This is a genomic window from Streptomyces sp. H27-H5 (genome assembly GCF_026627505.1).
Classification (GTDB): Bacteria; Actinomycetota; Actinomycetes; order Streptomycetales; family Streptomycetaceae; genus Streptomyces.
Map to the genome: position 1 here is coordinate 132724 of NZ_JAPNLK010000007.1, position 10640 is coordinate 143363.

The 10640-nt window shown below is 63.9% G+C and carries 11 protein-coding genes and 1 pseudogene; 3 read left to right on the top strand and 9 right to left on the bottom strand.

The window, feature by feature from the left end:
• The first annotated feature begins 29 nt into the window (after positions 1-29).
• Positions 30-1316: a PspC domain-containing protein gene (locus OTB19_RS05300; protein ID WP_267796809.1), complete on the top strand. Its 1287-nt coding sequence runs from the start codon at positions 30-32 to the stop codon at positions 1314-1316.
• Complete coding sequence (locus tag OTB19_RS05305) at positions 1303-1527, top strand: hypothetical protein (protein WP_267796810.1); 225 nt, start codon at positions 1303-1305, stop codon at positions 1525-1527. Before OTB19_RS05300 ends, OTB19_RS05305 begins: the two co-directional genes overlap by 14 nt.
• Here OTB19_RS05305 and OTB19_RS05310 read toward each other — a convergent pair.
• From OTB19_RS05310 to OTB19_RS05320, 3 genes and pseudogenes are all read right to left on the bottom strand, one after another.
• Positions 1473-1976, bottom strand: a complete 504-nt coding sequence (locus OTB19_RS05310; RefSeq protein ID WP_267796811.1) for a DoxX family membrane protein — start codon at positions 1974-1976, stop codon at positions 1473-1475. The genes OTB19_RS05305 and OTB19_RS05310 overlap by 55 nt on opposite strands.
• Before the next feature lie 24 nt (positions 1977-2000).
• Entirely contained in the window at positions 2001-3266 is a 1266-nt protein-coding gene (locus OTB19_RS05315) for a hypothetical protein (protein WP_267796812.1), read from the bottom strand.
• Between the two features lie 144 nt (positions 3267-3410).
• Positions 3411-3713 (bottom strand): annotated as a pseudogene (locus OTB19_RS05320) (class II aldolase/adducin family protein); the annotation flags it as partial.
• A gap of 40 nt (positions 3714-3753) precedes the next feature.
• Between OTB19_RS05320 and OTB19_RS05325 the strand changes: the two are divergent.
• On the top strand, positions 3754-5346 hold the full coding sequence (locus OTB19_RS05325; protein WP_267796813.1) for a recombinase family protein: 1593 nt from the start codon (positions 3754-3756) through the stop codon (positions 5344-5346).
• A gap of 121 nt (positions 5347-5467) precedes the next feature.
• Here OTB19_RS05325 and OTB19_RS05330 read toward each other — a convergent pair whose 3' ends face one another.
• From OTB19_RS05330 to OTB19_RS05355, 6 genes are all read right to left on the bottom strand, one after another.
• Positions 5468-5956, bottom strand: a complete 489-nt coding sequence (locus OTB19_RS05330; protein ID WP_267796814.1) for a deoxycytidylate deaminase — start codon at positions 5954-5956, stop codon at positions 5468-5470.
• Positions 5957-6321: 365 nt separating this feature from the next.
• Positions 6322-6576: a hypothetical protein gene (locus tag OTB19_RS05335; RefSeq protein WP_267796815.1), complete on the bottom strand. Its 255-nt coding sequence runs from the start codon at positions 6574-6576 to the stop codon at positions 6322-6324.
• Positions 6573-6812, bottom strand: a complete 240-nt coding sequence (locus OTB19_RS05340) for a hypothetical protein (RefSeq protein ID WP_267796817.1) — start codon at positions 6810-6812, stop codon at positions 6573-6575. Before OTB19_RS05340 ends, OTB19_RS05335 begins: the two co-directional genes overlap by 4 nt.
• Before the next feature lie 8 nt (positions 6813-6820).
• On the bottom strand, positions 6821-8635 hold the full coding sequence (locus tag OTB19_RS05345; RefSeq protein WP_267796818.1) for a DNA polymerase: 1815 nt from the start codon (positions 8633-8635) through the stop codon (positions 6821-6823).
• A gap of 109 nt (positions 8636-8744) precedes the next feature.
• Positions 8745-9443, bottom strand: a complete 699-nt coding sequence (gene thyX, locus OTB19_RS05350; RefSeq protein ID WP_267796831.1) for an FAD-dependent thymidylate synthase — start codon at positions 9441-9443, stop codon at positions 8745-8747.
• Between the two features lie 659 nt (positions 9444-10102).
• Positions 10103-10438, bottom strand: coding sequence for a hypothetical protein (locus OTB19_RS05355; RefSeq protein ID WP_267796819.1), 336 nt, complete (start codon positions 10436-10438; stop codon positions 10103-10105).
• Between the last annotated feature and the right edge of the window lie 202 nt (positions 10439-10640).

Below are 10640 nucleotides of genomic sequence, written 5' to 3' on the forward strand. Positions count from 1 at the left end.
GGGGGCCGACGGCCCGTCACCATGGACCCATGACCGACGTACACGAGGCCCCGCCGGCGGACTCCGGGGCTCCCGCCCCTCCCGAACACCCTCCCCTGCGCCGCGGCAGGCGCGACAAGGTGCTCGCCGGCGTGTGCGCGGGACTCGGCCGGTACTTCGACCTGGACCCGGTGGTGTTCCGGATCGTGCTGGCCGTCCTCGCCGTCACCGGTGGCGTCGGTCTGATCTTCTACGGGTTCGCCTGGCTGCTGCTCCCCCAGGACGGCGACGAGGAGTCCGAGGCGAAGAAGCTGCTGACGGGCCGGGTGGAGGGGGCGACGCTCGCGGCGTTGTTCGCGGCGCTGGTGGGCTGCGCGCTGTTCCTGACGATGGTGGACAACGGCGGGCTCGGGGTGTTCTCGATCCTGGTGATCCTGGCGCTCGGCGGGGCCTCGTACTGGTCCCGGCGGCGGGCCGGCGCCGCGCCGCAGGCGCAGCCCCCACCGGCGTCCCGGGCGGTGCCGCCGCCGGAGACGCAGGCGCCGCCCGCGCCCGGCAGCCCCTCCTGGTGGCGGGACCCGCTGGTCAAGGACGGCACGACCGGTCCGGTGGGGGCCACCGGGTACCTGTGGGGTCCGGCGGACGTGGAGGCCCCCGCGGACCGGGCGCCGAAGCCCGCCGCGCCGGTTTCCCGGGCGGTCGGGCGCGGTGGCATCGGCGGGCGGGTCTTCGTGCTGGCGCTGCTCGGCGGGGCCGTCGCCACCGCCTCGGTGTGGGAGGGCAGCACCCTCTCGCACGCCCTCACGGTCGGGCTGGCCGCCGCGCTGGCCGTCTTCGGGCTGGGGCTGGCCGTCAGTTCGGTCAAGGGCCGCACCGGCTTCGGCACCGTCCTGCTGTCGCTGATCACCGCCGGGCTCCTGGCGGGGGCGAGCGCCCTGCCGAAGGAGATCGGCACGGACTGGCGGGACGTCTCGTGGCGGCCCGCCGCGGTGGCCGACGTACGGCCCTCGTACGAGGCGGGCACGGGGCTGGCGACCTTGGACCTGAGCCGGCTGGACGTGCCGAGGGGCACCACGCTGTCCGTCCGGGCCTCCATCGACGCGGGCCGGCTGAAGGTGGTCGTGCCCCGCGAGGTCACCGCGCGGTCGGACATGACGGTCCGGTGGGGCGACCTGCGGCTGCCCGGTGAGCCGGGCGGGCAGGTGCGCGTGAAGAGGGGCGGCGAGCACCGGTCGGAGACCTTGCCCCCCGCCGGCGGCACCGAGGCCGGGGGAACGATCGAGCTGCGCCTCGAAGCGGGCGTGGGACAGGTGGAGGTGGCCCGTGCGGCGTCATGAGTTCCAGCCGGGACGGCTGATCGCGGGGCTGGTGCTGCTCGCCGCGGGCACGCTCTGCCTGCTGGACGCGGCAGGCGAGGTGGACCTGCCCTGGTTCGCCGTGGTCCCGATGGCCGCGGGCGGCCTCGCGCTCGCGGCCGTCGTCGGGGTGGTGACCTACGCGGTGCGTCGGGACCGGCGCGAGCGGATCACGGAGTCCAGCGACAGGTAGGGCGCCCCCGCGAGGATCAGCGGGGTGCAGGCCATCAGGTAGATCAGGTCGTTGCCGTAGTAGTACGGGGTGACCGCCCAGGAGACCGTGAGCCACAGGCTGAGCGCGATCAACGCACCGCCCAGGGCGGCGATCCGGGTCAGCAGTCCGGCCAGGAGCCCGAGGCCCACCAGGAGTTCCCCGACGGCCAGGGTGACGGCGAAGCCGACGGGCGCCTTGAGCGCCAGGTCGACCAGGGCGGGGATCGCGGAGGTGTCGCGGACCCCGCGCATCAGGTCGCCGATGGAGCCGTCGCCCGCGGCGGAGAGGAACGCCGAGTCGGTCAGCTTGTCCAGACCCGCGTACACGAAGGTCACGCCGAGGAAGATCCGCAGGGGGAGGAGGGCGTGCCGGGCGGCGCGTTCCCGCAGCCCGGGGGCGGCACCGGAAAGGACGTCAGTTCGGGTCACGCCCCATGTCTACCCCGTCGCCGTTCACTCCGCCACGTCGATGCCGCAGCGGTTCGACTCCACTCCGGCGGCGGTCACCACCTGGACGTCGACGCGCCCCGGTTCCACCTCCGCCGGCACCGGCACGGTCAGCACCGCGTCGGACGGGTTGGTGAACCCGCCGGCGACCGGCACCAACGGCACGTGCACGTGGACCGTTCCGATCCGCACCACCAGCCGGGCCAGCATCTCCGGCGTCTGCGCGCCGGGCGGCACGAAGCCGACGCCGCGGATCTCGATGTCGTCCCCGGGGCGGACGGCCGAGTCCAGGTCCCCGGGCTCCCGTCTGCGCACCACAGACAGCACCAGCGGACGGCTGCCCTCCGCGTACTTCGCCGCGAGGTACACGGCGGCCGACAGGGCCACCAGCAGGGCCAGCGCCCACGGCAGTCGGGGCAGCCGGTCGGGGAACCGGGCCAGCGACACCGCCGCGAAGGCCAGCACCACCGTGGAGACCAGCACGTACTGGGCGTCCGCGAGGCTTCCCCGGCCGGCGTCGTCCGTCAGCAGGTCGGCGCCCGAGGGTCGGTCGGCGGGCAGCTTCTGGAGCCGCTGCCCCATGATCCGTACGGAGACCACCCGGCGCACCAGCACCGCCACCCCCGACGTCAGCGCGAGCACCGCCAGCAGCGGCAGCGCCCGCCCGAGCGCCAGCCCCGCGTACAGGGCCTCGCGTTCGGGCCCCGGCGCGGAGACGGCGAGCCGCAGCGCGGGCAGCAGGGCGGAGAAGGCGATCAGGACCAGCCAGGCGCTCGGCACGGCCTTGGAGGTGGACAGCCGGTTGTCCTCGCCGACCAGCGGGGCCAGCAGTCCGCCGCGCAGCGACTGGGCGCGGGACCCGACGGTGAGCAGCGCCACCAGCACGAGCGCGGCCAGCAGTCCGGCGGTGCGCGCCGACGACCAGCCGGCGCCCAGCGCGGTGCCGACCTGGACCAGCAGCAGCACCCCGGCGGCGATCCACAGGGCGAGGACGGCCCGCCGGGACAGCAGGTACAGCCAGGAGTGCCCGGCCTCGCGGCCCCGGTCGGCGACCGCCCGGGCGGACAGGGTCAGCTCGTCGGAGACCCACTGGCGGGAGGCGCCGGCGGATCGGGACAGTGCGGCGGGCAGGCCTTGGCCGGCGGCGAACTCCTCGCGCTTCTCCAGGAAGGCGGCCACCGCCCGGCGGTGTTCCTCCCGGGCTCCGTGGGGGCAGTCGTCGCAGGTGCAGGCGCCGCCGTGGGTACTTCTGGGGATCTCTTGGACAGCCACGTGCGTGCCGCCTCTCTGAACTCCGGTGCAATGCCAGCGAATTGTGCACCACTGCGACAGTGCTCCGGATTGCGCACGATGTCAGAGCAGGTGATTAACCGTTCATGATGTTGACGTCACCCGTCCGGGGGCGCGGGGACGGGCCTACGGCGCGACGGTCTGCCACAGCGGCTGGTAGCTCACCCAGGCCGCGAGGTCCGTCCCGAACCGCTCCCTGGTGGCGACCGCGGCGCGGTGGTCGACGGGCACCGGCTTCCCGGCCGCCCGGGCGATCAACTGCACCTGCGCGGCCCGCTCCGCCGCGATGAACCACCAGGCCGCCGCGTCCACGGAGTCCCCGACCGTCAGCAGCCCCTGGTTGCGCAGGATCAGCGCCTTGTACGGGCCGAGCGCGCGGCCGATCCGCTCGCCGTCGCCGTCCCCGGCGTACTCGTCGAGGAGCGCGTGTACGTCATTATCTCTAAGACGCACAACATGAGGGGGGACGGTGGCAGCACACTCACAGTGGGAGATACACCCCAGCCTTGCCGCTGCACTCAAGGAGGGTCTGACCTTCGAAGAGTGGCTAGGTGGACGGGTGCCTGTCTGCTCCTACGCACGTATAACCAAGGACAGGCAGCAGCATGGCAAAGAGCAGATCGGGGTGGGGAGGCAGCACGGGCATCACTGCGACCCGGCTGCGGAGAAGCTCGGATGGGCTGTGGTCTACCGGTACACGGACAACCACATCACAGCAGCCGATCCGGACATCACCCGGCCAGCCTTCGTACAGATGGTCCGTGACCTCAGGGCACGAAGCGTGGAGGCCGGCTATCCGATCAAGGGGCTCATTGCCGTAGAGGATGAGCGCGTCTACCGGCTACCTGAGGACTACCTGAGGCTCTACCGCGCTCTCACCGTAGATGAGGAGGGCTGCCTCTACTACACAGACAAGCGGCAGCTTGTAGACGTACATGCCGAGTCTGAGCAGACACGAGGCCTTGTCATGGCCTCTACTGGCGAAGGCGAAGTTCGCAGGGTCAAGCGCCGCGTCACTCGCAACACGCGTGACCGCGCCATCGAGGGCAAGTCTCATGGCGGCCCCCGGCGCTTCGGTTGGCTGGGGAAGGACATCAGGTTCGGTCGGCTCAGCAATGAGAAGCTGGACCCCTACGAGGCGCCGTACCTTCGGGCTGGCATTGAACGCCGGCTAGCAGGTCAGGGCTGGAACACCATCGCTACTTGGTACATAAAGGAAAACGTCCCTACCGTCAGCGGTGCTGCTGCGTGGACGGCCATTGCGGTACGGGGCATGCTCACTAATCCTGCCATTTGCGGATACAGGATTCTCAACGGCGAGTTGATAACAGACCCTATAACAGGGCAACCGGTTGTTGGTAGCTGGGAGACAGTTGCAACACCGGAAGAGTGGGTCAGGCTCTGGAAGTCCTACAACCCGAATGGCGAGCCTGGCGAGAAGCCTGCCAAGAAAGCCAAGAGTCTGCGGAAGCACGTTTCCTCCGGAATCCTCAGATGCGGTTGGCTGAAAGAGGATGGAGAACTCTGCCTACACGGAATGATCGGAAGAAAGGCACACGGGCGCCACCTCTTTGGAAACTACGTCTGCAACGGGACAGACTGTAGAAGGGTGTCCCGGCGAATGGATAAGATCGACTACATCGTAGAAGAGATCGTCATCCGTACTCTTGAGCAGCAATACGCTGCTGCCCAGCCTGAAGAAAAACAGTGGTATGGGCTAGCCACCCTAGAAAAGTTGCGACTTCGCAAGCAGGAGCTGAAGGCTCTCCTCAAGAGCGAGGCTCTCAACATGGCTGAGTACATTGAGTTTCGCGATGACATCGACGCCAAGATTTCGGATTCCGAGCAGGATCAAAGGCACTTCCTGGAAGAGCAGGCTGCTCGAAACTTCCTGGCTGGGTTTACACGAGAGAAGTGGGGGGCGTTCGACATCAAACAAAAGGGCAAAGCAATAGAGACCGTCCTTCAGGCGGTGATTGTTCACCCATACCCTGAAGGACGGTCCCGGAGTGCGCCTTTCGATCCCAACCTAATTGAGGTTGTCTACAGGCGCCCGCACTAGCCCAGTAGCTTCCTGATCTCTTCTAGCTGCCCCTCCCCCAAAGGAGGGGCAGCTTTCACTTTCTCTTCAATCCACTCTTCCAAGTCGACCAAGCATGCCCCTCCCAACTCCCCTACCTCTCTTAGTTCAAAACTTTCGCATCCCACTCAGTTTCAGTCCGCCAGACCACCCGGAATACCCCGGCCGCCTGAAGGCGTGTTCTGCATCTGGAGCAGGGAGCCCGGGTGACATAGACCGTGCCGCCCATCAGGTCCTCCCGGTTTGCATGGATTAGTAGGTTCTCCTCAGCATGGATGCTGATGCAGTTGCCATAATCAGAACCCCTTGGAATCTGTTCATAGGTCAGCCGGCCACGTGGGCACCAGCTGTCTGCAAGGCAGGACTTCTCTCCCGGAGGCGTGCCGTTGTAGCCGGCGGCACAGAGCCGGCGCCGGCGGTCCAGGAGGACCGCACCGACTTGTGATCGGGTGCAGTCCCCCCTAACTGCCACAGCGTCCGCAACTCCTAGCGCCCACTCGTCCCAACGGGGCCGCTTCGTGGTTGAGGGAAACAATTCCTCCCAGCGAAGCCGGCTGGGGTCACTTTCCTTCACGGATCGTGTACTCCTCATGCAGGCTGTAGGAGAGTGAGCAAGCTAGTTCGTAGTCATCGGCGTAATACTCTTCTGCGCCCTGTCCGACGAGCCAACACAATTCCTTGATCTCGGCATCACTGAAGTTTCGCCATCGAGCGTCAGCCATCGGATACCCCCAGCATAAAATCCTCCGTCACATCGACAAGCTCAGCAAGGTCGAGAACCCGCATATCGGCACTTGGATAACGTGCACGCAGCCCCTTTAGGCTGTTCCTCACATGCTGATGTCCGTAGGCCAGTCGGTGCCGGCCGCTGTTGTATCCGTATCGGCTTGACTCGATAAGGTGTGTGGGCATGTCACTCACAGTCGTTCTCCATTTCCGAAGCCTCGTCGTCCCACATCAGGAAACACCTGCGTCCTGAAGAACATCCCGGAGAGCCTTCAGCTTGAGTTCCACCCTGAAGGCCACACCGTAGGACTCATCCTTGATCGCCTGCTCTCGGGATGCCTCGTACATGCGAATTCGTTCATTGACCGCTGTGCGAAGTTTCTCGTCGTTGATATTTACTGTCACCGTGACTGCCGACTTAGGGATGTTCTTGAGGTCGAGATACTGGGGATCGCCCTCGTAGTCAAAGCGCGGGAATGGGCTCACTCCGAGTCCTCCGAATCAGTCTCGGTGAGGACGGGAAAGCCCATGAGGCCTATCCAGGTGTCGGAAGCCATCTCCTGCGCCACGGAAGCCGGCACACCAGTGGCTACGGCCTCGGTTAAGACGAGTCCGGAAATCTTGGCGGCCGTAACTGCATAGGCCCCCTTCTTCTGAAGCAGCTCCGAGTTCATCTGAACCTCAATGCCACTTACAAGCTCTTCAAACGCATTGTCGTCCATCAGCTCTCCTAGTGTTTGCTGTCTTCGAGTTCCAAAACGCTTCCCCATGAACGCTTACCGATCTCGGCATCAGCCGGAATCAGCAAACCCTGTACGGGGAACTGCATGAGGCGGGCCGCTTCGCGAGCCATCTCGGAAGCTTCCTTCTCGGGGAAACTGAAAACGATCTCGTCGTGAATCGGCAGCCTCATGTATGGCGTGAAGCCTGCTCCGTCGAGTTCCAAGATTGCCCTGGCAGTGACATCCCGGGAACCGCCCTGAATGAAGTAGTTGAGTGCGCGGAACCACTTACCGGGGTCGACAGGAAGTCGCCGGCCTGTTGCTGTCCAGACGTAGCCGGTCTTCTTTGCCTCTTCCGCCAGACGCTTACCGAAGGCACCTACGCCGGGATAGGTAGCGGCGAAGGCCTCCAATACCTTGCGAGCGGTTGCCTCGTCTACAGCAGCCTGCTCCATAAGGGCTGCCCAACCGCCACCAAATACCGTTAGGAAGTTCGCCATCTTCCCAACTTTGCGACTCACACCAGCGGCATCAGCCGTAATCTGGTGCAGGTCCATATTGTTGAGGAAGGCGTTCAACATCGTGGGGTCACGCGAGAACGCAGCTAGATAGCGGAGCTCCATGTTTCCGAAGTCGATGGAGCATGAGACGTGACCCTCGTCAGCAAGGAACATGTGCCTCACGTAACCGTCCCCCGAGGGGAACGTCTGGGCTGGGATGCTCCCCGAAATTGACATCCGGGATGTTCTGGCCTGGAGACTATTTATACTTCCGTGTACCCGATCATTCGAGTCGCGGCCATTCAAGGCCCGCTCAAACCAGGTCTTGCGCCACTTGCCGGCCTTCTTAGCCCTGATTACCGCATCAGCCAAGGGGTGTTTGAGGGACGACAGGACATCGTCATCCATGGCCAACTGGCCCTTTGGATGGTTCTTGGTGGGCTTCGTTCGTTTGGTCAGAGTCAACCCGAAGCCCGCGAAGGCTTCAATGAGCTGCTGATTTGAGTTGGGGTTCTCGACTCCGAAGGAGAGGGCTACTGACTCCCACTTTTGCTGTTCCTGGACCAGCTCCGCACACCGCGTCTCGGCGTACTGAACATCCAACAGGTATCCGGACCGCTCAAGCTTTGCTGTGACGTGGGCTAGGCGGTGTTCCCACCCGATGAGCCCACGTTCCTTGGAGCGGTACGGTACAAGACGGTAAAGGATTTGGAACAACCGATAAGCAAGCGCCGGATCCATGCCCGCGTAGCGGTTGTATTCCTCGTCTTGCAAATCAACGAGTGCCCATATCTTCTCCTTGGTCGTCTTGTACCTCTTGGCTATCTCTGTCATGGAGCCCTTGACCTCTTGGGCTGTCACAGGACAGATGTAGTGCTTGGTCAGCTCTTCGAGCTTGAGCCCAGGCCCCTTTTCCTTGACGCCCCTCGGGTCAACGAGATGCGCCAACAGGCTCGTATCCCACATCTTCTGAGCAAGGTCTTCCATCGGAATGCCTAGGCAGGCTTCAGCAACGTGCAGATCAAACGTCCCGTTGTGCGCTACAAGCCACTCAAGACTAAGGAGGGCTGTCCTGACCGCTTCAACATAAACGGAGCCTCTCTCAACGGGGATCACCCACGCTTCAGATCCAGTACCGAACTGCGCTAGCCGGCACCTGAAACCTCTATCTGCGTTCCACCAGTCCAGTCCGGTTGTCTCGGTGTCGAATCCGGCGATCCGTTGCCGTGAGATCCAGTCAGCGAAGGCCCTGATGTCCGCAGGGTCTTCCACCACCCGGATGCTGATTGGTTCGCCTTTGAGTCGGTAAGTGATGTGGCGCAAGGGCCCTCCTAGAATTTTCGAGTAAGAACCATCACCCCGATATAGACGCAGTTAGAGGCTGTGACACCGAAGCAGAAGCAGAAGAAGTTTCGTCGGCGTTCGGCTGGGCCTACGGGGCGACCCTTCCGTGTTTTAGGAATGCGGCGTGAGTGCTTGGCATGAGATCCCGAAATGACTCCTCCATCTGCTCAGCCACCATCTCAATCTCGCGCTGAGGAAATGACGGGTAGGTGGATTCTTCGGAGCGGGTGCGCAGGGAAAGGAAGTGCATGAGCGAGCGCGCGTTGCAGGTTGCGTAGTAGGACGTAAAGAGACCGACTGGCAGCACCATTCGCGCTACCTCCCGAGCTACACCACGTTTCAGAAGTGACAGATACGCCTGATAGGACCAGGTGTATGCCGAGTAGAAGCTCTCCACCACTGCCCGCTTTTGCACCGGCGTACCCGCCTGGAACTCGTAGGCGCCGGGCTTGCCTACTTGTACTAGCGGGCGGTCTCCGTCCGGCATGTAGAAGACTCCTTCGAGTTCCTTGTACCGCCCCGATTCTTCGTTGTAGGACCAGCCGGCCCGATGGCGCATGTGCTCTCGGGCTACGAAGATCGGCGCTTCCACCAGGAAGGTGAACGAGTTGTGTTCGAAAGGGCTGCCGTGCCGATCTCGAACCAGATAGTTGATAAGCCCTTCGCTTTTACCTCCGTCACCAAGTGACTGACCTCCTTGGGTGGAGACTCGCGCCGCTCGGGCAACGTCGATGTCATTCGCGGACGACTTGATGAGCTTGACTGTCACGTCACTGCGCAACTGCATTGGCACTGTTGGCCTCCTAAAGCGGAGGGGCCGAGTTTCCCCGGCCCCTCTCCTGGTCACTAACTACTTGGCTAGGCCCAAGAACCGTCCTTCTGAAGGAACAGCGCCTTACACTGCTCGTGCTTCTGAGGGGCAGAGCAGAACATCGCTTCCCACTCGCCCCGCGCACTCGTTCCCTTGCGGTGTGTACGCCCGTGCGGGCAGCTATCGCCAGCTCCCCCCGCAGCGGCCGGCGCCTGTGGGGCGGACTGAACTCGGCCCCCCTGGAACGTCTTCGGGGCGGAGCCTCCCGCAGGCGGGCCGTAGGCTGCCTGCGCCTTGTTGGCCACGAACACAAGAGCCTCAGGTCCGCCGTTATCCACGAAGGCCTTCAGAAGCGCAACGGTGCCCTTGGCCACCTCGTCCGGAGTGTTGCCGTGCACCCGAGGCGTCCACCATGGGGCGTCAAAGCCAGCACCAAACTTGATGGTGACCCCCGCCTCAAAGGGGGCAGTGGGGACGTCGTTGATCTCAGTCATAGGCTTCTCCTTGGAAGTGGTTGGTTCTGCGGTTTCGCCCCACGGGGAGGCGCCGTCAAAGGGGCTCGGAAAACTCATCCGTACCGTCCTTCAGGGTTGGTGCGTTTCGGCGTGGACCGAAAAGCAACTTTTTGGGCAAGGCTAAATAGGACAGGCTCCCGACGAGCAAACTTCGTCGTAGGAGGTATCAGAGGTCTCTGTTCCCACCATTGCTATCATCTCGTCGTAGGTAGCCTTATCAATTCGCTCATATGGCGGCTGCCGAAAGCTCATCTCGGGGAAGACCGTGGTTCCCTTGAGCTGCGCTAGGTATGGTCGAAGCGCGTCAATGAGTTCGTCAACTGAATACTTACTGGGGTCGACATTGACTGTGTAAGAGACTGCCTGGTCGGCCCATGCGCTCTGGTACAGCTCCTGCACAGAGAGCATCTCCGTCATGGACAGGTTGCCTGCATGCTCGAATACGCCTTCGCCCACGCTGATCAGAGGGTCCTTGGTAGGGATAGACACGACTGAGGTATTGGCCGCAAATAGATCGGCCTCTACCTGGTAGTAACTGTTTAGGGGTTTCCGCTGGTTGTGGGCAGCATCCATGGCCGTCCGGCGAAGAGGTCGCGTAGGGCGGTGAGGGGGTTGATGCCGTGTTTGCGGACGGTGGAGATGTAGGAGCGGATCCGGG